Genomic DNA, 22,445 nt, shown 5'->3' on the forward strand with positions numbered 1-22,445 from the left:
TCCGCTACGAAGCGACCGTGCTGGTCGCAGCCATCAACGAGTGGCTGTGACCAGCACTTTCACAACAGACCCTAGCCTGCTGCGCATGAAGCAGGAGCTGCGGGTGGCGGCCTACGCCGTAGTCGTCCGGGACCACGAGATACTGCTCGCCCGCTGGGTGGCCAAGGACGGCACCAAGCGGTGGACCCTGCCCGGTGGCGGCATGGAGCACGGGGAGGAGCCCGTCGGGGCCGTCGTCCGCGAGGTCGAGGAGGAGACCGGGTACGCGGTCGAGCCGACCGCCCTCCTCGGCATCGACTCGATCATGCGCCAGTGGATCGCCCGCATCGGCGCGCCCGGCTCCTTCCAGGGGCTCGGGATCCTCTACGAGGCCCGGATCACCGGCGGCGAACTCCGCAGCGAGACCGGCGGTTCCACCGATCTCGCGGCCTGGCACCCGCTGGACTCCGTGCCGGACCTGCCCCGGGTCGAACTCGTGGACGTCGGGCTCGACCTGTGGCGGGAGCGCCCCCCGGTGGGCCGTTCCCGGCTCGCGGGCCCGGTGGGCCGCTCCCGGACCGTGGGCCCGGCGAACGGCTGAAAAGGGCTCAACCGTCCCGGGACCGCTCAACCTTCCCGCACCCCCCGCGGTCCTCCCCGCCGACCGCACCGGACCTCCGGATCTCCGGATCTCCGGATCACCACGGAAACAGGGGAACTTCGCATGGCCACCGCCCGCACCGCCCGCACCGTCGTCGCCGCGGCCCTCGCCGCCGGCCTCACCGTCACCGCGCTCGCCGCCCCCGCCCTCGCCGCCGACCCCGTCGCCGCGAAGAAGGACCACACGGCCACCCAGGCGGCCCTCCAGGCCGCCGTCGACGCCGGCGTGCCCGGCGCCGTCGCCCAGGCCCGCGCCGACGGCCGCTCCTGGACCGGCACCGCCGGCGAGCGGGGCGGCGACGACCGTTTCCGCGTCGGCTCCATCACCAAGACCTTCACCGCCACCGTCCTCCTCCAGCTCCAGGCCGAGGGACGCCTCGACCTCGACGACCCGGTGGAGAAGTGGCTCCCCGGCGTCGTCCGCGGCAACGGTCACGACGGCCGGAAGGTCACCGTCCGTCAGCTCCTCAACCACACCAGCGGCATCTACAACGTCACCGCCGACCCCGGCTTCCAGGAGAAGGTCTTCGGCCCCGCCTTCCTGCAGCACCGCTACGACCGCTGGACGCCGCGTCAGCTCGTCGCCGTCGCCATGGAGCACGCCCCCGACTTCGCCCCCGGCACCTCCTGGAACTACTCGAACACCAACTACGTCCTCGCCGGCATGGTCATCGAGAAGGTCACCGGCCGCCCGTACGGCAAGGCCGTCGAGAACCGGATCATCAAGCCCCTCAAGCTCCGCGCCACCACGGTCCCCGGCTCCGACCCGACCATGCCGGACCCCAGCTCCCCCGCGTACTCCACCCTCGGCGGCGAACCGGGCGCCCCCGTGCACGACGTCAGCGAGCTCAGCCCCACCATCGCCCACGCCGCCGGCGAGATGATCTCCGACTCCCGCGACCTCCAGACCTTCTACCGCGCCCTGCTCCAGGGCCGGCTGCTGCCGAAGGACGGCCTGCGGGAGATGACCACGGCCGTCGACCTCTCCGAGCAGCTCCCCGGCGCGGGCTACGGCCTCGGGCTCATGAAGCAGAAGCTGAGCTGCGGCAAGGAGGTCTGGGGCCACGGCGGCGGCATCCACGGCTCGCTCTCGGAGGCGTACGCCACCCGCGACGGCCGGCACTCGCTCGCCGCCAACATCAACGCCGACTGGACCGGCGACACCCAGGCGATCCTGGAGGGCGAGTTCTGCGGCACCCTCCCGAAGCCGGTGAAGTAGGCCCTCACCGGGGCAGGACGACGACGTACGCGGCGGGCTGCCGCTCCGACGCGGCCATCAGGGCCGTACGGACCACGGCGGCCTGCTGGTCCATCGCCTCGCGCAGCTTGCGCGGGGTCAGGTGGACCACCGTGATGCCGAGCCGCTCCAGGTGCTCCCGCTTGCGGGTGTACTCGGACCACAGCGCGTCCTCGTCCTGCCGCGGCGCCCGGGTGTCCAGCTCCACCGCCACCGCCTGGTCCGGCCAGTAGGCGTCCACCCCGCCGAGGTGCGGGCCGCCCGGCAGCCGCAGGTCCACGTTCCACACCGGGTCCGGCAGCGCGAAGTCCCGCACCATCTCGTACAGCCGCTCCTCCGACAGCGCCCGCCCCTCCACGAGGAGCGAGTCCACCGCGTCCACCACGTGCGGCCGGGTCAGCAGCCGCAGGCGGCTCAACTCGCGGACGAGCACAGGCGGTTCGCAGTGGCCGCCGCGCACCGCCTCGGTGAGCAGCCGGCGGACGCCCTCCGCGTCGTGCAGTCCCGAGACCGCGTCGGCGACCGCCCGGGCGACCGGTGCCACCGGCAGCCCGTCCAGCTCCACCGGCTCGGGTGCCTCGGGCGCCCGCACGATCCGCACGAAGCCGGTCGACCGCAGGCGCCGGGTGCGGCCCACCAGGACGTCGATCCGCTCCGGGGCGGCCGGCGGGGGAGCGGAGGAGAAGCCGTGCAGGGCGAGCGCGGCGAGCCCGGTGAGCATCGCGCCCGGGCCGTGCGGGGACGCCTCGCCGTCCTTGCGGGCGTAGAGCAGCGCGGCCCGCAGCCGGTCGTCGCCGGTCGGCGCGCCGGGGTGGAGCAGGAAGACGCCGGGCAGCAGCTGCTGCCAGTCGCCGCCGGCCGCGACCCGTCCGGCGACCTCGGCCGCGGGCACGCCCATGGCCCGCAACTGGCCGGTGGACGCGAGTCGTCGGACGAGGCCCGCGGGGGAGGCGAGGGGGCGGGGGCGGGGGGTGATGGGGGTGTCGTGGTTCATGCCGGGGGTCTTCCGCACCCCCGCCCGGCCCTAACGGCCTGTTACAAGGCAGTGGCCGAACCCGGACAAGCCCGCACTAAAGTACGCGCGTTCGACTGCCGAGAGGGGCCCGCGCGAGAAGGACCCGCGCGGGAGGGCCCGTGGCCGTACGGACCCTCCCCCGGCGCCGGCTCAGTCCTCCAGCGCGTCGCACTCCTGCGCCCGCAGCGCGCGGCCCAGGTCGTCGCGGGACTCCAGGACGAGGCGGCGCAGTGCCGGGGCCGCGTCCGCGTGCCCGGCCAGCCAGGCGTCGGTCGCCGCCAGCGTCTCCGGACGGTCCTGGTACGCCGGGAAGAGCCCGCGCACCACGTCCATGCCGATCTGGATCGACCGCTCGGCCCAGATCCGCTCGATCACCGCGAAGTACTTCTCCGCGTACGGGGCGGTCAGCTCGCGCTGCGAGGACTGCGCGAAACCGGCGATGACCGCGCCGACCAGCGCGTTCGACAGGGTGTCCGACTCGACGATCTGCGCCCACGCCTGCGCCTTCACGGCCGCCGACGGCCGGGCGGCGAGCAGCCGCACCTGGTGCCGCTTGCCGCTGGCGGTGTCGTCCCTGGCCAGCTCCTCGTCGATGCGCGCCTCGTCGGCCCGCCCGTGCTCGGCGAGCGGGGAGAGCAGCGCCCAGCGCAGCTCCTGGTCGACGTCGAGGCCGTCGATCCTGGCGGTGCCGGCGAGCAGCCCCTCCAGGAGCTGGAGGTCGGCGTCGGAGGAGGCGGTCGCGGCGAGGAAGCGGGCCCAGGTCAGCTGGTGCTCGCTGCCCGGCTCGGCGAGCCGCAGCTCGCGCAGCCCGCCCTCGGCGAGCTGCCGCCCGCCCTCCGCGCGCCACGCGGGGGAGGCGTAGTGGGTGACGGCGGTCCGGGCCCAGGTGTGCACCATCTGGAGGACGCCGATGTCGGTCTCTCGGCCGGCGAAGGCGAGCACGGCGGCGACGAAGTCGCGGGCCGGCATGAGCCCGTCGCGGGTCAGGTTCCACAGCGCCGACCAGCACAGGGCGCGGGCCAGCGGGTCGGTGATGTCGCCGAGGTGGTCGCGGAGGGTGTCGAGGGAGCGCTCGTCGAAGCGGACCTTGCAGTAGGTGAGGTCGTCGTCGTTGACGAGGATCAGGTCCGGCCGTTCGCTGCCGGCGAGGCCGGCGACGACCGTGCGGGGCCCGGTGACGTCGGTCTCCACGCGCGCGTACCGCACGAGCGCGCCGTCGGTGAGCCGGTAGAGGCCGACCGCGATCCGGTGCGGGCGCGGCTCGCCGCCCTCCTGGAGGACGGCGAGCTCGGTGACGCGGCCCTCGGCGTCGTAGGTGACCTCGGGGGCGAGGACGTTGACGCCGGAGGTCTGGAGCCAGGACTTCGACCAGGCCTTCATGTCGCGGCCCGAGGTCTCCTCCAGGACGGACAGCAGGTCGTGCAGGCGGGTGTTGCCGTAGGCGTGGCGCTTGAAGTAGCGGCGGGCGCCCTCCAGGAAGGCGTCCCGGCCGGCGTAGGCGACGAGCTGCTTGAGGACGGAGGCGCCCTTGGCGTAGGTGATGCCGTCGAAGTTGAGCTTGGCGTCCTCCAGGTCACGGATGTCGGCCGTGATCGGGTGGGTGGAGGGCAGCTGGTCGGCGCGGTAGGCCCACGCCTTGCGGTTGTTGGCGAAGGTGACCCAGCTGTCGGTGAAGCGGGTGGCCTCGGCGAGCGAGAAGGAGCCCATGAAGTCGGCGAAGGACTCCTTCAGCCACAGGTCGTCCCACCAGACCATGGTGACGAGGTCGCCGAACCACATGTGGGCCATCTCGTGCAGGATCGTGTTGGCGCGCCGCTCGTACGCCGCGCGCGTGACCTTGCCCCGGTAGATGTACTCCTCGGTGAAGGTGACCATGCCGGGGTTCTCCATGGCGCCGAGGTTGTACTCGGGCACGAAGGCCTGGTCGTACTTGCCGAAGGGGTACGGGTAGTCGAAGTTGTCGTGGAAGAAGTCGAAGCCCTGCTTGGTGACCAGGAAGACGTCGTCCGCGTCGAAGTGCTTCGCGAGCCCCTTGCGGCACATCGCGCCGAGCGGGATCTCGACGTCGCCGCGCCGGTAGGTGTCGGTGACGTAGTGGTACGGGCCCGCCACCACGCAGGTGATGTACGTGGAGATCGGCGCGGTCTCCGCGAAGCGCCACACCCCGTCGGCGCCCCGCTCGCCGGCGCCGTTGCTCCAGACCGTCCACGCGTCGGGCGCGGTCACCTCGAAGCGGTACGGCGCCTTCAGGTCGGGCTGCTCGAAGTTGGCGTAGACCCGGCGGGCGTCGGCCGGCTCGTACTGGGTGTACAGGTACACCTCGCCGTCCTCGGGGTCGACGAAGCGGTGCATGCCCTCGCCGGTGCGGCTGTAGGCGCACTGCGCGTCGACGACCAGGACGTTCTCGTCGGCGAGGCCGTCCAGGGCGATCCGGGACCCGTCGAAGACGACCGCCGGGTCGAGCTCCCGCCCGTTGAGGGTGACGGAGGTGACCGACGGGGCGAGCAGGTCGGCGAAGGTGGTGTCGCCCTCGCCGGTGCGGCGGAAGCGGATCGTCGTCACCGAGCGGAAGGTGCGTACCGCCTCCGTGGACTCGCCGACCGCCGAACGCAGGTCGAGGGCGACCTCGTAGCCGTCGACGGACAGCAGCGCCGCCCGCTCGTGGGCCTCGTCGCGGGACAGGTTCTCACCGGGCACGGTCACTCCTTCGTGGCGTGTTCGAAACAGCACCGATCCTCCCACGCGCACCTTTCACCGGGCGCACGGGAATGCCGACACGGTCCGCGGGTGTTGCGCCGAGTCGGCGCACATCCCCCTTTTCGACCGCCCCGAGGAGTGACATGTCCGAGAGCAGGACCGAGAGCAGGACCACCGCGGAGTTCTTCTTCGACCCGCTGTGCCCCTGGGCGTGGATGACCTCCCGGTGGATGCTGGAGGTGGAGAAGGTCCGCCCGGTGGACGTGCGCTGGAAGGTGATGAGCCTCGCGGTCCTGAACGAGGACCGCCTGGACGAGGTCCCCGCCGAGTACCGGGAGATGCTGGAGACCAAGGCCTGGGGCCCGGTCCGCGTCGTCGTCGCGGCCCAGCAGCTGCACGGCGACGAGGTCGTCGGCAAGCTCTACACCGCGCTCGGCACCCGCTTCCACAACAACGGCGAGGGCCCCACCCGCGAGGCCGTCGCCGCCGCCCTGAAGGACGTCGGCCTCCCCGAGGACCTGGTGGAGTACGCCGACAAGGACACGTACGACGCCGAGCTGCGCGCCTCCCACGCGGAGGGCATCGGGAAGGTCGGCCAGGACGTCGGCACCCCGGTGATCGCGGTGCCCGGCCCGGAGGGCGACGAGGTCGCCTTCTTCGGCCCGGTCGTCACCCCGACCCCGCGCGGCGAGGCGGCGGCCCGGCTGTGGGACGGCACCCTGCTCGTCGCCTCGACCCCGGGCTTCTACGAGATCAAGCGCACGCGGACGGCGGCGCCCAGCTTCGAGTAGTCGCCCCGGACAGGGAAGGGCCCCCGCGATTCACGTCATCGCGGGGGCCCTTCTTTCATCCGCCTGCCCGGTGAAGGTTGAGAAGACGATCACGAGCAGGAGTCACCGGACGGCTCAGATGCCGATGAGCGGCGTGCGCCCCTTCGCGTCGGTGTAGCGCTTCTGCACGTCCTGCCAGTTGACGACCTGCCACATGGCGTCGATGAAGTCGACCTTCTGGTTCTTGTACTGGAGGTAGAAGGCGTGTTCCCAGGCGTCGAAGACCAGGATCGGGACCGAGCCCTGGCCGACGTTGCCCTGGTGGTCGTAGACCTGCTCGACGATGAGGCGGCCGCTGATCGGCTCGTACGCGAGGACGCCCCAGCCGGAGCCCTGGGTGGTCGCCGAGGCCTTGGTCAGCTGGGCCTTGAACGCGGCGAAGGAGCCGAAGGACTCGGTGATCGCGTCGGCGAGCTCGCCCACGCCGTCGGCCGCGAGCGGCTCGCCGCCGCCCTCGCCGCCCTTCGGGCTCGCCATGTTGTTCCAGTAGATGGAGTGGAGGATGTGGCCGGAGAGGTGGAAGGCGAGGTTCTTCTCCAGGCCGTTGATCGCTCCCCACTGGTCCTTGTCGCGGGCCTCCGCCAGCTGCTCCAGCGTGTCGTTCGCGCCCTTGACGTAGGCGGCGTGGTGCTTGTCGTGGTGCAGCTCGATGATCTGCGGATTGATCACCGGCTCCAGCGCCGCGTAGTCGTACGGCAGCTCCGGAAGTGTGTAGATCGCCATGTGTGCCAAGCCCTTCGACCGACTTCTTATTGCAACCTCTATGCAAGTGCAGGCTAACAGCACTTGCGGGAGATGTTGATCAGTCTGTGGTCCTAGGCCGGGTCTTCCGGATCACGCCGTGAGCCCGGCCCGGTCCGGAAGGCGCGGTCCGGGCCCGTCCGTCGCGCCGCGGGCCGCTTCCGCGCGCTCCGCCGAACGGCGGGAACCACCCTGTTCCCGCCGCCTTCAAGATCAATAACGTGCGGGCATGAAGCTTCCCCTGAGACTCGCCGCCGCCGGTGCCCTCGTCGCCCTGCTCGCCGGTGCCGCGCAGGCCGCGACCCCCTGGCGCCAGGTCGGCACCGACGCCCGGAGCGGCGTCAGCGGCCTCGCCGCCGAGGCCGACGGTGCCGGCACCGCCCTCGTCGTCCACGACAACAAGCGCTCCGGGCAGCCGCGCCTCTCCCGGCTCGCGTACGGCGCGGACCCCGTCACCGTCACCCCGCTGGCCTGGGAGGGGGCCGAACCCGTCGACCTGGAGGCCGTCGAGGCGATTCCCGGGATGCCGGGGGAGTACCTCGCCGTCGCCTCGCGCGGGATCGTCTACCGGCTGAAGGTCGCCGGCACCACGGCCACGGTCGTCGAGTACACCCCGCTGCCGGCGATCGGCGAGGGCGACGACTTCGAGAGCTTCGCGCTCGTCGCCCGCGACGGCCGGTTCGCCGCCCTGTGGGCCGACCGCGGCGCCGGTGCGGACCGGCCCGCCACGCTCTACGCCGCCCCGCTCACCTTCGCCGCCTGGGGCGAGCCGAGGTTCGGCGCCGTCACCCGGCGTTCCTTCACCGCCCCGTACCCCGCGGCCCCGGGGACGCGGCACATCTCCGACATCTCCGTCACCGACTCCGGCCGGATCCTGGTGGGTTCGGCGTCCGACGCCGGTGACGACGGCCCCTTCGACTCCGCCGTCACCGACGCCGGGCAGGTCGCCCTCACCGCCGCCGGCCGGGTACGGATCTCCCTCACCGCCCGCCCGGTCCCGCTCGGCACCTTCCCCGGCCACAAGATCGAGGCCGTCGAATGCCTCCCGGGCACCGGCGACGCGCTGCTCGGCACGGACGACGAGAACCGGGGCGGATACGTCCGCACGGCGCCCTACTGCGGCGGCTGACCCGGCCCGGTACGCGCGAACGCCCCGCCGGGACCGTGCCCGGCGGGGCGTTCGCGCGAGGAGCGGCGGAGGGCTCAGCCCTTCTCGGCCGCGGCCCCGACCGCCTTCTCGCGCGCCTTCTGGAGCGCGAAGCCGACGACGGCGAGGCCGAGCGTCAGCGCGCCCGTCGCGTACAGCTGGATCCGGGTGCCCTCCTCGCGGGCCATCAGGAAGAAGATCGCGGCCATGCCGGCCAGCGCCACCCAGGTCAGCACCGGGAAGGCCCACATCCTCACGACCAGCTTCTCCGGCTCCTCGCGCTCGGTGCGGCGGCGCAGCACCAGCTGGGAGGCGGCGATGAAGAACCAGACGACGAGGATGATCGCGCCGATCGTGTTCAGCAGCCAGACGAAGGCCTTGTCCGGCGACCAGTAGCTCAGCAGCACGGCGCCGAAGCCGACGACCGAGGAGAGCAGGACGGCCGGGCGCGGCACCCCGCCGTAGGTGCGGCCGAGCGCCTGCGGGCCCTGGCCGCGGCCGATCAGCGAGCGGGCCATGCGGGAGGCGCCGTAGATGTTGGCGTTCATCGCGGAGAGCAGGGCGATCAGCACGACCACGTTCATGATCTGTCCGGCGGCCGGGATGCCCAGGTGGTCGAGGGTGGCGACGTACGGGCCCTTCTCGACGACCGCCTTGTCGTCCCAGGGGACGAGGGTGACGATGACCGCCATCGAGCCGATGTAGAAGAGCGCGATGCGCCACATCGCCGTACGGACCGCCTTGGCGACGCCCTGCACGGGGTGCTCGGACTCGGCCGCCGCGATGGTGACCGTCTCCAGGCCGCCGTAGGCGAAGACGGAGGCGAGCAGACCGACGATCAGGCCCTCGGAGCCGTGCGGGAAGAAGCCGCCGTCACCCGTGAGGTTGACGGTGCCGGGGGCGTCGCTGCCGGGCAGGACGCCGACGATGGCGAGCACGCCGATGCCGAGGAAGAGGACGATCGCGCCGACCTTCAGCGCGGCGAACCAGAACTCGAACTCGCCGAAGTTCTTCACCGCGGCCAGGTTGGTGCCGCAGAAGACCAGCATGAAGAGCGCCACCCAGGCCCACTCGGGGGTGCCCGGGAACCAGCCGGTCATGATGTTGGCGGCGCCGATGCCCTCCAGGCCGACGGCGACGCAGAGCAGGAACCAGAAGGCCCAGCCGGCGGTGAAGCCGGCCCAGGGGCCGAAGGCCCGCTCGGCGTGGACGGAGAAGGAGCCGGAGGCGGGGTTGGCCGCCGACATCTCGCCGAGCATCCGCATCACCAGCATGACGAGCACGCCGGAGATCGCGTAGGCGACGACGATCGAGGGGCCGGCGGCGGCGATGCCGGCGCCGGAGCCGACGAAGAGGCCGGCGCCGATGACGCCGCCGAGGGCGATCATCGACAGATGGCGCTGCTTGAGGCCGTGGGAGAGGCCCTCGGCGGGAGCGGCGGTGCCGTCCGCGCGGTCGGCCTGCGCGGGCGCGGTGGTCCGGGACATGGGCAACCCTGTTCATCAGCTGAGACGGGGAGGGAAGCCCACAGTCTGGGTGCCCGCACCGCTCAGAGGGAACAGATGTCCGCTATACGGTCACGACCTTCACACAAGGTGAAGATTCAGTTCCGTTTCGTCGCGGACGAGCCGGCCTCCCGCGCGGCCCGGACCTCCCGCAGCCACGCCACCAGCAGCACCGCCGCCGTCGCCCCCGCCGACCACAGCACCTGCGGCCGCGCCCCGTCGTCCGTCAGCATCAGCACCAGCACCGCGCCCATCGCGGCCAGCGCCGTCCACGTCAGCCACGGGAAGCCCCACATGCGCAGCGTCAGCGTCTCCGGCGCCTCCCGCTCGATCCTCGGCCGCAGCCGCAGCTGCGACACCGCGATCAGCGCCCACACGAAGAGCAGCACCGCGCCGACCGCGTTGAGCATGTAGAGGAAGACGGAATCCGGCCACTTCAGATTCAGCAGTACGGAGACGAAGCCGAAGGCCACCGAGGCGAGCACCGCCCGCCGCGGCACCCCTCCCCCCGACACCTTCAGCAGCCCCTTCGGCGCCTCGCCGCGCTCGGCCAGCGAGAAGACCATCCGGGAGGAGCCGTACAGATTGGCGTTGAGCGCCGAGAGCAGCGCCACGAAGACCACCACGTTCATGATCTGGCCCGCGCCCGGCACCCCGATCGCGTCGAGCACCGCCACGTACGGCGACTCGCCCGGCACCATCGACGTCCACGGCAGCAGCGTCACGATCACCAGCATCGAGCCCACGTAGAAGAGGAGGATCCGCCACACGGCGCTGCGCACCGCGCGCGCCACGTTCCGCGCCGGGTCCTCCGACTCGGCGGCGGCGATGGTGACGACCTCCAGGCCGCCGAAGGCGAAGACCACGGCGAGCACTCCGGAGACCACCCCGGACCAGCCGTTCGGCAGGAAACCGCCCTGCCCGGTCAGGTTCGCGAGCCCCACCGGGTCCGTGTCCGGGAGCCAGCCGGCGATCGCGAGCGCGCCGAGGACCAGGAAGAGGACGATCGCGCCGACCTTCAGCGCGGCGAACCAGAACTCGAACTCGCCGAAGTTCTTCACCGCCGCCAGGTTGGCCAGGGTGAAGACGACCATGAAGAGGAGCACCCAGCCCCACTGCGGCACCCCCGGCACCCAGCCGTGCGCGATCCGCGCCGCGCCCGTCGCCTCCACGGCGAGGACGACCACCAGCAGGAACCAGTAGAGCCATCCCACCGAGAACCCGGCCCAGCGGCCGAGGGCGCGCTCCGCGTGCACCGAGAACGCGCCGGACGCCGGCATCGCCGCCGACATCTCGCCCAGCATCCGCATCACCAGCATCGCGAGCGCGCCCGCGATCAGGTACGAGAGCACGATGCCGGGCCCGGCGACCGCGATGCCCGCGCCCGAGCCGACGAAGAGGCCGGCGCCGATGACCCCGCCGAGCCCGAGCATCGTCAGGTGACGCTGCTTCAGGCCGTGCGAGAGCGGCTCCGGTTCGGTGAGCGGGGTGGGCGGTGCTGCGTCGCGCATGGGGGACTCGCGGCTCTGGGAGAAGGGGAGGTGCGGGGTGGAGCTGGTGAGGCTTTATGGAGACCCCACAGTCTCGCCGTTGACACGCCCTTGACGCAAAAGGGACCAGAAGTTGTCTTTCGCCAGTGACAAGCGTCACGTGGTGTGTGCTGCCCTCCCGGTCCTTTGTCGGAATCCCATGAAGCCCCGGCCCGAGGCTTTGTCGGCGGCTGACGGTGATCGGCCGTTCACCGCTGGCATAGCGTCAACGTGTCCTGACCCCCTCACCCTCGCGGAGTACCGATGAGCACCGCCGCCGCCCCCGTCCGCACCCTCCGTGCGGGCACCGTCCTGGCCGACCTCCTCCCTGCGAGCCGCGTCCGCGACGTCGCCCTCGTCGTCGGCGGCGCCGCCCTCACCGGTCTGGCCGCCCAGCTCTCCGTCCCGGTCCCCGGCTCGCCGGTCCCGGTCTCCGGCCAGACCTTCGCCGCCCTGCTCGTCGGCACCGCCCTCGGCGCCCGCCGCGGCTTCCTCTCCCTCGCCCTCTACGCCGTCGTCGGCATGGCGGGCGTCCCCTGGTTCGCGGAGGCCAAGTCCGGCTACGCGATGCCCTCCTTCGGCTACGTCCTCGGCATGCTGCTCGCCGCCACCGTCGTCGGCGCCCTCGCCCGCCGCGGCGCCGACCGCTCGGTCCTGCGCACCGCCGGCACCATGGTCCTCGGCTCCGCGATCATCTACGCGGTCGGCGTGCCCTACCTGGCCCTCGCCACCGGCATGAGCCTCGGCCAGGCGGTCGCCGCCGGCCTGACGCCCTTCCTCATCGGCGACGCCCTCAAGGCCGCCCTCGCCATGGGCGCCCTCCCGGCCGCCTGGAAGCTCGCCGGCCGCAAGGGCTGACGCCCGGAGCCGTGCGCACGCGAAGGGCCCGCCGCTCCAGCAGGAGCGGCGGGCCCTTTCCCGTACGGGTGCGACTAGGTGCGGGAGGTCTTCCCGACCCGCTCGCGGACCACCGCGATCGCCAGCACCAGGGCGGCCACGAGCAGCGAGAGCACGACCTGCTCCCGGGCGCTGCCGCCGTCGTAGATCATGTAGCCGAGGACGAAGACGATCATGCCGATCGTCGCCCAGGTCAGGTACGGGAAGAGCCACATCCGCACCACCAGCTTCTCCGGCGACTCGCGCAGGATGATCCCGCGCATCCGCAGCTGGGTCACGCAGATGACCAGCCAGACGAAGAGCGCCACCGCGCCGGAGGAGTTCAGCAGGAAGGCGAAGACGGTGTCGGGCCACTCGTAGTTGAAGAAGACCGCGACGAAGCCGAAGACCACCGAGGAGAGGATCGCCGCGCGCGGCACGCCCCGCTTGTCGACCTTGGCGAAGGCCTTGGGCGCGTCGCCCCGCTGCCCCAGCGAGAAGGCCATCCGGGAGGCCGTGTAGAGGCCCGAGTTGAGGCAGGACAGCACGGCGGTCAGGACGATCACGTTCATGATCTGGCCGGCCGCGGGGATGCCGATGGAGTCGAGGGCGGCGACGTACGAGCCCTTCTCCACGATCGACGGGTCGTTCCACGGCAGGAGCGTCAGGACCACGAAGATCGAGCCCAGGTAGAAGACGCCGATCCGCCAGATCACGCTGTTGGTCGCCTTGGTCACGGCCCGCTGCGGATCCTCCGACTCACCGGCCGCGAGGGTCACGATCTCGCTGCCCATGAAGGAGAAGACCACCATCAGCACACCGGTGAGGATCGCGCCCGCGCCCATCGGGAGGAACCCGCCCGCGTCGGTGAGGTGCGCGAAGCCCGCGCCCGGGTTGTCCGAGCCCGGCAGCACGCCGAAGACCGCGAGGAGGCCGATCGCCACGAAGGCGCCGATGGCGACGACCTTGATGCCGGCGAACCAGAACTCGAACTCGCCGTACGAGGCCACCGAGGCCAGGTTGGTCGCGGTGAGCACCACCATCACGATGAGGGCCCAGGCCCACTGCGGCACCGCGGGGACCCAGCTCTCCAGGATGACCGCACCCGCGGTCGCCTCGACGGCCAGGACGACCACCCAGAAGAACCAGTACAGCCAGCCGATGGTGAAACCGGCCCAGCGGCCGAGCGCCTGGTCGGCGTAGGCGGAGAAGGAGCCGGAGGACGGTCGCGCGGCGGCCATCTCGCCCAGCATGCGCATCACGAACACGACCATGGCGCCGACGAGGGCGTAGGAGAGGAGGATCGCGGGGCCGGCGGCGGCGATGCCGGAGCCGGAACCGACGAAGAGGCCGGCGCCGATGACGCCGCCGATCGCGATCATCGACAGATGGCGGTTCTTGAGCCCGGCCTTGAGGCCGTCGGACTGCGGGGTCTCACCGGGGTCGCCGGTGCTGCCGCCTTCCTTGGCGAGGGTCGGCTGCGTGTTCATGAACGCTTCCTTCGGGTGTGGGGGCGGCTCGGATCGCGAGCCTGAGACATGAAACCCGGCGACCGGCCGGTACGGAAGCTTCGACTCCGGATCGTGATTCAGGACATATGCGGGCCATAAGGTCCAGACCAAGAGGGGCGAAAGTCCGTGACCCGCCGGGACCGAGGTCCCGACCCCGCTGACCCCTGCCCCGTCCCGGCCGTGCCACACTCGAAGCCATGCGCGTCTACATCGGTTCCGACCACGCCGGCTACGAACTCAAGACCCACCTCGTGGAGTGGCTCACGGCCCACGGCCACGAGCCCGTCGACTGCGGTCCCCACGTCTACGACGCCCTCGACGACTACCCGCCGTTCTGCCTGCGCGCCGCCGAGAAGACGGCCGCCGACGCGGACAGCCTCGGCATCGTCATCGGCGGCTCCGGCAACGGCGAGCAGATCGCCGCCAACAAGGTCAAGGGCGTCCGTGCCGCCCTCGCCTGGAGCGAGCAGACCGCCGCCCTCGGCCGCGAGCACAACAACGCCAACGTGGTCGCGGTCGGCGCCCGCATGCACACCGAGGAGGAGGCGACCAAGTTCGTCGAGATCTTCCTCTCCACCCCGTACTCCGGCGACGAGCGCCACACCCGCCGCATCGAGATGCTGAGCGCGTACGAGACCGAGGGCGTCATGCCCCCGATCCCGGCCCACCACCCGCAGCAGGGCTGAGCCCACCGCCGCGGGACCGAGCCCACCCGCCCGTGCCGCCGGCCGCGCCCGGCGGCACGGGCGCGCCGTTCCGTCACCCAGGAGAACCGCCGTGCCCGAAGGGCATACGATCCACCGCCTCGCCCGGGACCACCGGGAGCGCTTCGGCGGCCGGCCCGTCCGCGCGAGCAGCCCCCAGGGCAAGTTCTCCGACTCCGCCGCCCTCCTCGACGGCTCCGTCCTGGAGACCGCCGAGGCGCACGGCAAGCACCTCTTCCTCGGCTTCCCGCGCGACGAGTGGATCCACGTCCACCTCGGCCTCTTCGGCAAGGTGAACTTCGGCGACGCCCCCGCGCCCCCGCCCACCGACACGGTCCGGCTGCGGCTCGCGAACCCGGAGTCGTACGTCGACCTCCGCGGCCCCACCACCTGCGCGCTCGTCACCGACGCCGAGAAGCGGGCGGTCCACGCCCGCCTCGGCCCGGACCCGCTGCGGGACGGCGACGACCCCGACAAGGCGTGGCGCCGCGTCGCCGGGTCCCGCACCACGATCGCCGCCCTGCTCATGGACCAGAAGGTCATCGCGGGCGTCGGCAACGTCTACCGCGCCGAGGTCCTCTTCCGCCACGGCATCGACCCGTACCGCCCGGGCAAGGACCTGACGGCGGGGGAGTGGACCGCGATCTGGGACGACCTGGCCGCCCTCATGCGCGAGGGCGTCCGGAACAACCGCATCGACACGGTCCGCCCGGAACACACCCCCGAGGCGATGAACCGCCCCCCGAGGGTCGACGACCACGGCGGCGAGGTCTACGTCTACCGCCGGGCGAACCTCCCCTGCCACCTCTGCGGCACCCCGGTCCGCACGGCCGAGCTGGCGGCGAGGAACCTCTTCTGGTGCCCCACCTGCCAGCCCTAGGACGACCCTAGAACCCGTGCGGCAACCAGGGCGCGACCTGGGACCCGAAGGCGAGCGACGCCTCCGCGAGCGCCCCGCCCCGCAGCTCGCCGACCCGCCCGGCGAGGGCGAGCGCCGCCAGCGACGTACCGCCCAGGTACACCGCCCCCAGCTCCCGCACCGACAGCGCGAGATCGGCCGCGTCCGACGTCCGCGTGCAGGTCGCCCCCTTCGCGTCCCCCGACAGCCGCCACCGCCCCGCGTTCCACGGGCAGAACGCGTCCTCGACCTCGAACACCACGTCCACCGGCGCCTGGTACGTCCGTGCCTCCAGCGTCGCCCCCACGTCCACGAGCCGCGCGAACAGCTGCTCCCGCACGGTCGGTTCGCAGCGCCGGACGTCGGAGACCAGGTGCAGCCACGCCGAGTCCACCGGCGCGCTGTTCACCCGCACCTTCGTCGTCAGGTCGACCGAGCAGAGGTACCGCCACAGCGCCGCCTCCGCCACCGGGTCGAGCCCGTACAGCTCGTGCACCGTCACCGCGCCGTCCGCGCCGGCCCAGCCCCAGTCCGCCTTGATCGCGTAGAGGGCGTACCCGACGAGCTCCCCGTCCCGCTCCGCGAGCACGCACAGCCGCGGCGAGGCGCCCTCCCGCGACCCCGGCGGATCGAGCAGCGGCAGCCGCTCCCAGCCGGGCCGGCGGGCCAGCATCCCGGGCCGGCGCGGCACCATCCGCGCGTACACCGCCTCCACCGCCGCCGAGGCCTCCGCGAGCGGCACCATCCGCAGCCCCACCGCGTCCGTCCCGGCCGGCACGTCGAGCCGCACCCGGGTGGTGTCGACGACGGCCCGCTGCGTCCAGCTCGCCGCCGCGTACCCGAACCGGCCGTAGATCGCCGCCTCCGAGGCGGTCAGCACGGCCAGCGGCTCGCCCAGCTCCCGGACGTCGTCGAGCTGCCGGCGCATCATCGAGGTCAGGATCCCGCGCCGCCGGTGCGTTCCGGCCACGCTCACCATCGTCACGCCCGCCGCCGGCACCGACGCCCCGCCGGGCACGGTCACCCGGAACGAGAACGCCCCCGCCGTCGCCACCGGCCCGCCGCCGTCCCACACCCCCAGCGAGCGCCCGCACTCGGTGAGGTCCCGCCACAGCGCCCGCGCCTCCGGCTCCTCCGGCACGCCCCCGAAGGCGAGCTCCAGCGTCCCGAACCAGCGATCCCACTCCGAAGGGTCGAGCACCCGCGTCTCAGTCGTCATATGCCATCGATATCAGCGGCCTCCGCCCGGGGCGACCCGATTTCACGCACCTTGTCACGGGGGTACCCCTGCACGGGACCGGCCGGGGTGGATAGGGTCCAGGCCAATGGGCACCGGCACGGGAATCGACACGTACGCGGCCCGGCTGCGCAGGCGCGCCCGCCGGGCCCGCGTCGCGCTGCGCCGGACCGGGGTCGACTACTTCCGCGGCGGCGCCTCCGACCGCCTCGCCCTCGCCGGACTGCTCCTCACCATCCCCGCCATCGTCTGCGGCACCGTCCTCGACCCGGTCTGGTGCGCGCCGACCGCCCTCGTCCTGCCGATCGTGGCCGGCGGGCTGCTGCTGCGCCCCGCCAGCCTCCTCGGCCTGTACGCGGCGTCCGCCGGCGGCCTGATCGTCGAGTCCGCCGTCCTCGGCCCGTACGGCGAGGGGCCCGCCCGCGTCACCCCCGGCACCGTCCTGGTGGTCGCCGCCTGCGGCCTCTTCGGGCTGCTCATCGCCCAGTTCCGGGCCCGCGTCGGGGTGCCCTGGCGGCGCGGCGGCACCATGCTCTTCGACCTGCGCGAACGGCTCCGGGTGCAGAGCGCGCTGCCCCGGCTGCCGCGCGGCTGGCACCGTGAGATGGCGCTCCGCCCGGCCGGCGGCCAGTCCTTCTCCGGCGACTTCGTCGTCGCCGCCCGCACCCACGGCGGCCGCACCCTGGAGGTCGTCCTCACCGACGTCTCCGGCAAGGGCATGGACGCGGCCTCCCGCTCCCTGCTGCTCTCCGGTGCCTTCGGCGGGCTCCTCGGCTCGCTCCCGCCGCACGGCTTCCTGCCCGCCGCCAACGGCTACCTGCTGCGGCAGAACTGGGACGAGGGCTTCGCCACCTCCATCCACCTCGTCCTCGACCTGGACTCCGGCGACTACGAGCTCTTCTCCGCCGGCCACCTCCCCGCCCTCCAGCTGCACTCCGGCACCGGCCGCTGGGAGGAGAAGGACGGCGACGGACCCCTCCTCGGCGTCTACGACGGCGCGGAGTTCCACCCGGTCAAGGGAACCCTGCGGCAGGGCGACGTCCTGATGCTCTTCACCGACGGACTGGTCGAGGCCGCCGACCGCGACCTCGCGGAGGGCATCGACCGCCTCACCGGCGAGGCCGACCGCTGCGTTCCGGCCGGTTTCGAGGGCGTCGCCTGGCACCTCATCGAGGCGGTGGCCAAGGACGTCAACGACGACCGCGCCCTCCTCATCATCTCCCGCCCGGCCTGAACCTTCCGGCTCCGCCCGGCGTCCCACGATTCGTCACCCGCCGTTGAGGGCACCGGGGTTGGTGGCACGATAGAGGCGCGGGGGTGTCCGGATATACACCCCGGGGCCAGGCCGGACCGACCTAGGGTGTGATCAGTTGTGACGATATCGCTGTCCGTGGTGCTGTTGTTGGCAATCGTCCTCGTGGTGCTGATCCGCGGAGGCAGCCTCAAGGCCGGCCCCGCCGTGGTGGCCGTCCTCTTCGGCTTCTTCCTCGCCTCCACGGGCATGGCCGACGACATCGAACGCTTCCTGAACTCCATAACCCAGACGATCAGCGCCATCAGGTTCTGAACACGCGGAACGGGCCCCCGCCACCGGCGGGGGCCCGTCCGTCACCCCGGGCTCAGAACAGCCGCGCACCGGCCGGCACCGGGCCGGCGACCCCTCCTGCGGCCCGTACCGGTTGATCAATCACCCGGCCCGCGCCGCCCGGGCGCCCGTCCGGTCCCGCGCGTCGGCCGTGGCCCGGGCCGCGAAACCGCCGCCCTCCTGACCGGCCGACCGGCTCAGCCGGCCCGCCGCGTCGACCGCCGGCGTATCGGACCGCCCCTCCCCGTCGTAGTCGCCGAAGGGGGCTGCGGGACGGGGGAGGCGACCCCGTACGAGGCTCTGCCCGCGTCCCGGACGCCGCCCGCCCGGTCGCGGGGGCCGAGCGCTCCGGCGTGACGAAGGTCGAGCCGTCCGCGCCGAGGCCCCGCTCGTGCTCTCGACCCGCGCCCGCCACCCGTACGGGCCGGTCTCCGGCCCGCACGACTTCGGCACCTTCGGGGTGGCCGTCGTGCCCGGGGGCACGGCCAAGGGCAGGTCGAGGACCGGCGGCGCCCCGGCGTCCGCGCGCCGCAGCCGGAAGCGCGCCTCGGTCGTGCCCTCCGTGACGCTCTCGCCGCCGCCGCGCACCGCCCCCGGGCGTCGATCTCCGGGAGGGCGAAACGGCCACAACGGGCCGTGGGGGCCCGGCGATCACGGAGCCGAGGCCGTCACCGGCCGGAAACGGCTCCGGGCCCGGTCCCTCGACGAGGAACCGGGCCCGGAGCCGTACACGGAGCGGGCGACGGGAATCGAACCCGCGTAGCTAGTTTGGAAGACTAGGGCTCTACCATTGAGCTACGCCCGCACAGGACGCGCCGGAGGCCGGAAGGCCGCGGCACGGGAAGCATCGTAGCCGGTCCGGAGCCGTCCGTGCACGCCCCCGGAAACGGGGGGCGTCGCAGCGTCCGCGTGCATGTACCCTACGTGTCGCACCGACGGGGTGTGGCGCAGCTTGGTAGCGCGTCCGCTTTGGGAGCGGAAGGCCGTGGGTTCAAATCCCGCCACCCCGACCAGCATGATCCGCGCCCCCGCGCCCGGGGCCCCGACCTCGCGGGTTCTTGATCACGTTGTGGGCCCCATCCCACGTGCGGTTACTATGCAAGCTGCGTGCCCGTGTGTCTTTCTGACCGGGCCCATCGGCCGGAACCGCCCCGCGCGGCCCGTCCGGAATCCAGGAATCAGCCACAAGGAGACCGAACCGTGAAGAGCGCCGTGGAGACCCTGAACCCGACCCGGGTTCGGCTCACTGTCGAGGTGCCCTTCGAGGAGCTCAAGGACAGCCTCGACGCGGCGTACAAGAAGATCAACCAGCAGGTCACGGTCAAGGGCTTCCGCAAGGGCAAGATCCCCGCGCGCGTCATCGACCAGCGCTTCGGCCGCGGTGCCGTGCTGGAGGAGGCCGTCAACGACGCGCTCCCGAAGTTCTACAACGAGGCCGTGACCGAGGCCGAGGTGAACCCGCTGGGTCAGCCCGAGGTCGACATCACGGAGCTGAAGGACGGCGAGCTGCTCTCCTTCACCGCCGAGGTCGACGTCCGCCCGGCCATCGAGATCCCGGACTACTCCGGCATCGAGGTCGAGGTCGACGCCATCGAGGTCACCGACGAGGACGTCGAGAAGTCCGTGGAGCAGCTCCGCGAGCGCTTCGCCTCGACGAACCCGGTCGAGCGCCCCGCCGCCGAGGGTGACGTCGTCACCGTCGACCTGACCGCCAAGGTCGACGGCGAGGTGCTGCCCGACGGCATCGCCGACGGCGTCTCGTACACCATCGGCTCCGGCGAGCTGCTCGACGGCATCGACGCCGCCGTCACCGGCCTGGAGGCCGGCGGCGAGGCCACCTTCACCTCCGAGCTGAAGGGCGGCTCGGCCGCGGGCAAGGAGGCCGAGGTCACCGTCAAGGTCACCGCCGTCGCCGCCCGCGAGCTCCCCGAGCTCGACGACGAGTTCGCGCAGATGGCCTCGGAGTTCGACACCCTCGACGAGCTCAAGGCCGACAGCCGCAAGCGCCTCGAGAACATGAAGCAGTTCGACCAGGCCACCCAGGCCCAGGAGCGCGTCCTGGAGAAGTTCCTGGAGCTGGCGGAGATCCCCGTCCCCGAGAAGCTGCTCGAGGACGAGGTCAACACCCGCAAGCACAACCTGGAGCACCATCAGCTCGGCCAGATGGGCCTGAGCCTGGAGAAGTACCTGGAGCTCCAGGGCAAGACGGTCGAGGAGTTCGAGGCCGAGACCAAGGAGCAGGCGGTCAAGGGCATCAAGACCCAGTTCCTCCTCGACGAGCTGGTCTCCAAGGAGGAGCTGAACGTCGAGCAGGAGGAGCTCACCGAGCACCTCTTCCGCCGTGCCGCCTCCTCCGGCATGTCCCCGGACCAGTTCGCCCAGGCCGTCGTCCAGGGCGGCCAGGTGCCGATGCTGGTCGGCGAGGTCGCCCGCGGCAAGGCCCTCGCGGTCGTCGTCGAGGCCGCCAAGGTCGTCGACACCAACGGTGAGGTCGTGGACCTCTCCGACGACGAGGACGAGGTCGAGGCCGCCGCCGAGGCCGTCGAGGCCGCCACCGGCGAGGCCGAGGCCGCCGAGGAGAAGTAGGCCCCACCGGGCCGACGCCGGGGCCCCGCCCCGCGCGCCCCGTACCGCGCCACGGGCCCGGACGCACTGCTGTGCGTCCGGGCCCGTGGACGTACGCGGGCCCTTTATGCGCCGCCAACTACCTTGCGCTCCCAGCGAACAGTTCGGGAACCGGGATGGCGTTGTCCCACCTGCGCGTTAGGGTCCATGGATACGGGGGCACTGCCCTCTGAACGAGACGCTGAGACGGCCCGGGGGCCGTCGGAGACGAGCAGGTGGATACGTGACGAATCTGAAGCCTTACGCCGCGGGTGAGCCGTCCATCGGTGGCGGCCTCGGCGACCATGTCTACAACCGGCTGCTCGGCGAGCGCATCATCTTCCTCGGGCAGCAGGTCGACGACGACATCGCCAACAAGATCACCGCCCAGATGCTCCTCCTGGCCGCGGACCCGGAGAAGGACATCTTCCTCTACATCAACAGCCCCGGTGGCTCGGTGACGGCCGGCATGGCCGTCTACGACACCATGCAGTACATCCCCAACGACGTCGTGACCATCGGTATGGGCATGGCGGCCTCGATGGGCCAGTTCCTGCTCACCGGCGGCACCCCCGGCAAGCGCTTCGCGCTGCCGAACACCGACATCCTGATGCACCAGGGCTCCGCCGGCATCGGCGGCACCGCCTCCGACATCAAGATCCAGGCCGAGTACCTCCTTCGCACGAAGAAGCGCATGGCCGAGATCACCGCGCACCACTCCGGCCAGACCGTCGAGGCGATCATCCGCGACGGCGACCGCGACCGCTGGTTCACCGCGGAGGAGGCCAAGGACTACGGCCTCATCGACGACATCATCACGCACGCCGCGGGTGTTCCGGGCGGCGGCGGCACGGGCGCCTGAGCGCCGGCAACCCGCCACAGAGCCCCAGCCCCCCGCCGAACGCCACCAGGACGGTGAACACCCACATGCAGAACAACCTCTCCCCGAGCGGCCTGTACACCGGCGCGCCGATGGACAACCGCTACGTCGTCCCGCGCTTCGTCGAGCGCACCTCGCAGGGCATCCGCGAGTACGACCCGTACGCGAAGCTCTTCGAGGAGCGCGTGATCTTCCTCGGCGTGCAGATCGACGACGCCTCGGCCAACGACGTCATGGCGCAGCTGCTGTGCCTGGAGTCGATGGACCCGGACCGGGACATCTCCATCTACATCAACAGCCCCGGCGGCTCCTTCACGGCGCTCACGGCCATCTACGACACGATGCAGTTCGTGAAGCCGGACATCCAGACGGTCTGCATGGGCCAGGCGGCCTCCGCCGCGGCCGTGCTGCTCGCCGCCGGCACCCCCGGCAAGCGGATGGCGCTGCCGAACGCCCGTGTGCTGATCCACCAGCCCTCCGGCGGCACCGGCCGCGAGCAGCTCTCCGACCTGGAGATCGCGGCCAAGGAGATCCTGCGCATGCGCGACCAGCTGGAGACCATGCTGGCCAAGCACTCCACCACGCCGATCGAGAAGATCCGCGAGGACATCGAGCGCGACAAGATCCTCACGGCCGAGGACGCCCTGGCGTACGGCCTGGTCGACCAGATCGTCTCGACCCGCAAGAGCACGGCCGCCGCGGCGCACTGACGCCCGACCTTCCCTCGGCACGGCTCGCGTGGCCGAATCACGACCATGTGAACCGTGCCAAGGGGGGCCCGAACGGGGGGCCCGGCAAGGTACCGTCGAA

The 22,445-nt window shown here is 72.2% G+C and carries 19 protein-coding genes and 2 tRNA genes; 13 read left to right on the plus strand and 8 right to left on the minus strand.

Translation table 11 applies throughout. From position 1 onward, the window contains the following. The first annotated feature begins 85 nt into the window (after positions 1-85). Both IE245_RS11320 and IE245_RS11325 read left to right on the plus strand, forming a co-directional pair. Positions 86-580: an NUDIX hydrolase gene (locus tag IE245_RS11320; protein ID WP_189946683.1), complete on the plus strand. Its 495-nt coding sequence runs from the start codon at positions 86-88 to the stop codon at positions 578-580. Positions 581-703: 123 nt separating this feature from the next. Next, entirely contained in the window at positions 704-1,858 is a 1,155-nt protein-coding gene (locus IE245_RS11325) for a serine hydrolase domain-containing protein (protein ID WP_189946684.1), read from the plus strand. Between the two features lie 4 nt (positions 1,859-1,862). Here IE245_RS11325 and IE245_RS11330 read toward each other — a convergent pair whose 3' ends face one another. Together IE245_RS11330 and pepN are read right to left on the minus strand one after the other, a co-directional pair. Continuing rightward, positions 1,863-2,870: a hypothetical protein gene (locus IE245_RS11330; RefSeq protein WP_189946685.1), complete on the minus strand. Its 1,008-nt coding sequence runs from the start codon at positions 2,868-2,870 to the stop codon at positions 1,863-1,865. Positions 2,871-3,041: 171 nt separating this feature from the next. Then, positions 3,042-5,588 carry an aminopeptidase N gene (pepN, locus tag IE245_RS11335; RefSeq protein ID WP_189946686.1) on the minus strand — a complete coding sequence of 849 codons (2,547 nt, stop codon included), beginning with the start codon at positions 5,586-5,588 and terminating at the stop codon, positions 3,042-3,044. Between the two features lie 143 nt (positions 5,589-5,731). Here pepN and IE245_RS11340 point away from each other — a divergent pair, with 143 nt between their 5' ends. Continuing rightward, on the plus strand, positions 5,732-6,379 hold the full coding sequence (locus IE245_RS11340; RefSeq protein ID WP_189946687.1) for a mycothiol-dependent nitroreductase Rv2466c family protein: 648 nt from the start codon (positions 5,732-5,734) through the stop codon (positions 6,377-6,379). A gap of 114 nt (positions 6,380-6,493) precedes the next feature. On the opposite strand, the gene IE245_RS11345 is transcribed toward IE245_RS11340, so the two are convergent. Next, positions 6,494-7,141: a superoxide dismutase gene (locus IE245_RS11345; RefSeq protein WP_189946688.1), complete on the minus strand. Its 648-nt coding sequence runs from the start codon at positions 7,139-7,141 to the stop codon at positions 6,494-6,496. A 247-nt stretch (positions 7,142-7,388) separates the two neighbouring features. On the opposite strand from IE245_RS11345, the gene IE245_RS11350 reads away from it, so the two are divergent. Beyond that, positions 7,389-8,288 carry a hypothetical protein gene (locus tag IE245_RS11350; RefSeq protein WP_189946689.1) on the plus strand — a complete coding sequence of 300 codons (900 nt, stop codon included), beginning with the start codon at positions 7,389-7,391 and terminating at the stop codon, positions 8,286-8,288. Between the two features lie 74 nt (positions 8,289-8,362). Here the strand turns inward: IE245_RS11350 and IE245_RS11355 are convergent, their stop codons facing one another. After that, entirely contained in the window at positions 8,363-9,793 is a 1,431-nt protein-coding gene (locus tag IE245_RS11355; protein WP_189946690.1) for an amino acid permease, read from the minus strand. Between the two features lie 116 nt (positions 9,794-9,909). After that, positions 9,910-11,322 (minus strand): amino acid permease, encoded by a 1,413-nt coding sequence (locus IE245_RS11360; RefSeq protein WP_189946691.1) that lies wholly within the window; start codon positions 11,320-11,322, stop codon positions 9,910-9,912. 282 nt (positions 11,323-11,604) lie between these two features. On the opposite strand from IE245_RS11360, the gene IE245_RS11365 reads away from it, so the two are divergent. Continuing rightward, positions 11,605-12,198, plus strand: coding sequence for a biotin transporter BioY (locus IE245_RS11365; protein WP_189946692.1), 594 nt, complete (start codon positions 11,605-11,607; stop codon positions 12,196-12,198). Between the two features lie 74 nt (positions 12,199-12,272). Here IE245_RS11365 and IE245_RS11370 read toward each other — a convergent pair whose 3' ends face one another. Beyond that, positions 12,273-13,706, minus strand: a complete 1,434-nt coding sequence (locus IE245_RS11370; RefSeq protein ID WP_189946693.1) for an amino acid permease — start codon at positions 13,704-13,706, stop codon at positions 12,273-12,275. Between the two features lie 218 nt (positions 13,707-13,924). Between IE245_RS11370 and IE245_RS11375 the strand changes: the two genes are divergently transcribed. Both IE245_RS11375 and IE245_RS11380 read left to right on the plus strand, forming a co-directional pair. After that, positions 13,925-14,413 carry a ribose-5-phosphate isomerase gene (locus IE245_RS11375; RefSeq protein WP_189946694.1) on the plus strand — a complete coding sequence of 163 codons (489 nt, stop codon included), beginning with the start codon at positions 13,925-13,927 and terminating at the stop codon, positions 14,411-14,413. A 91-nt stretch (positions 14,414-14,504) separates the two neighbouring features. Further along, a complete protein-coding gene (locus IE245_RS11380) occupies positions 14,505-15,311 on the plus strand; it encodes an Fpg/Nei family DNA glycosylase (RefSeq protein ID WP_189946695.1) in 807 nt (268 codons plus the stop codon). Between the two features lie 7 nt (positions 15,312-15,318). Here IE245_RS11380 and IE245_RS11385 read toward each other — a convergent pair whose 3' ends face one another. Then, complete coding sequence (locus IE245_RS11385) at positions 15,319-16,548, minus strand: GNAT family N-acetyltransferase (protein WP_189946696.1); 1,230 nt, start codon at positions 16,546-16,548, stop codon at positions 15,319-15,321. Positions 16,549-16,654: 106 nt separating this feature from the next. On the opposite strand from IE245_RS11385, the gene IE245_RS11390 reads away from it, so the two are divergent. Together IE245_RS11390 and IE245_RS11395 are read left to right on the plus strand one after the other, a co-directional pair. Further along, entirely contained in the window at positions 16,655-17,800 is a 1,146-nt protein-coding gene (locus tag IE245_RS11390) for a PP2C family protein-serine/threonine phosphatase (protein WP_189946697.1), read from the plus strand. 138 nt (positions 17,801-17,938) lie between these two features. Then, the gene (locus tag IE245_RS11395; protein WP_189946698.1) at positions 17,939-18,133 is read left to right on the plus strand and encodes a hypothetical protein; all 195 of its coding nucleotides are present in this window, start codon (positions 17,939-17,941) and stop codon (positions 18,131-18,133) included. A 752-nt stretch (positions 18,134-18,885) separates the two neighbouring features. On the opposite strand, the gene IE245_RS11400 is transcribed toward IE245_RS11395, so the two are convergent. Next, positions 18,886-18,956 (minus strand) — tRNA-Gly (locus IE245_RS11400). 131 nt (positions 18,957-19,087) lie between these two features. Here IE245_RS11400 and IE245_RS11405 point away from each other — a divergent pair. The 4 genes from IE245_RS11405 (at position 19,088) to IE245_RS11420 (ending at position 22,345) form a co-directional block, all read left to right on the plus strand. Continuing rightward, positions 19,088-19,164, plus strand: a tRNA-Pro gene (locus IE245_RS11405). 187 nt (positions 19,165-19,351) lie between these two features. Further along, the gene (gene tig, locus IE245_RS11410) at positions 19,352-20,737 is read left to right on the plus strand and encodes a trigger factor (protein ID WP_189946699.1); all 1,386 of its coding nucleotides are present in this window, start codon (positions 19,352-19,354) and stop codon (positions 20,735-20,737) included. A gap of 262 nt (positions 20,738-20,999) precedes the next feature. After that, the gene (locus IE245_RS11415) at positions 21,000-21,617 is read left to right on the plus strand and encodes an ATP-dependent Clp protease proteolytic subunit (RefSeq protein WP_189847606.1); all 618 of its coding nucleotides are present in this window, start codon (positions 21,000-21,002) and stop codon (positions 21,615-21,617) included. A 65-nt stretch (positions 21,618-21,682) separates the two neighbouring features. After that, entirely contained in the window at positions 21,683-22,345 is a 663-nt protein-coding gene (locus IE245_RS11420) for an ATP-dependent Clp protease proteolytic subunit (protein ID WP_043221639.1), read from the plus strand. Positions 22,346-22,445: the final 100 nt, after the last annotated feature.

It is taken from the genome of Streptomyces roseolus, assembly GCF_014649855.1.
Classification (GTDB): domain Bacteria; phylum Actinomycetota; class Actinomycetes; order Streptomycetales; family Streptomycetaceae; genus Streptomyces; species Streptomyces roseolus.

Coding starts and splice junctions, on each gene's coding strand:
- IE245_RS11320 (WP_189946683.1), top strand. CDS start 86: ATGAAGCAGGAGCTGCGGGTGGCGGCCTACGCCGTAGTCGTCCGGGAC.
- IE245_RS11325 (WP_189946684.1), top strand. CDS start 704: ATGGCCACCGCCCGCACCGCCCGCACCGTCGTCGCCGCGGCCCTCGCC.
- IE245_RS11330 (WP_189946685.1), bottom strand. CDS start 2,870: ATGAACCACGACACCCCCATCACCCCCCGCCCCCGCCCCCTCGCCTCC.
- IE245_RS11340 (WP_189946687.1), top strand. CDS start 5,732: ATGTCCGAGAGCAGGACCGAGAGCAGGACCACCGCGGAGTTCTTCTTC.
- IE245_RS11345 (WP_189946688.1), bottom strand. CDS start 7,141: ATGGCGATCTACACACTTCCGGAGCTGCCGTACGACTACGCGGCGCTG.
- IE245_RS11350 (WP_189946689.1), top strand. CDS start 7,389: ATGAAGCTTCCCCTGAGACTCGCCGCCGCCGGTGCCCTCGTCGCCCTG.
- IE245_RS11355 (WP_189946690.1), bottom strand. CDS start 9,793: ATGTCCCGGACCACCGCGCCCGCGCAGGCCGACCGCGCGGACGGCACC.
- IE245_RS11360 (WP_189946691.1), bottom strand. CDS start 11,322: ATGCGCGACGCAGCACCGCCCACCCCGCTCACCGAACCGGAGCCGCTC.
- IE245_RS11365 (WP_189946692.1), top strand. CDS start 11,605: ATGAGCACCGCCGCCGCCCCCGTCCGCACCCTCCGTGCGGGCACCGTC.
- IE245_RS11370 (WP_189946693.1), bottom strand. CDS start 13,706: ATGAACACGCAGCCGACCCTCGCCAAGGAAGGCGGCAGCACCGGCGAC.
- IE245_RS11375 (WP_189946694.1), top strand. CDS start 13,925: ATGCGCGTCTACATCGGTTCCGACCACGCCGGCTACGAACTCAAGACC.
- IE245_RS11385 (WP_189946696.1), bottom strand. CDS start 16,548: ATGACGACTGAGACGCGGGTGCTCGACCCTTCGGAGTGGGATCGCTGG.
- IE245_RS11390 (WP_189946697.1), top strand. CDS start 16,655: ATGGGCACCGGCACGGGAATCGACACGTACGCGGCCCGGCTGCGCAGG.
- IE245_RS11420 (WP_043221639.1), top strand. CDS start 21,683: ATGCAGAACAACCTCTCCCCGAGCGGCCTGTACACCGGCGCGCCGATG.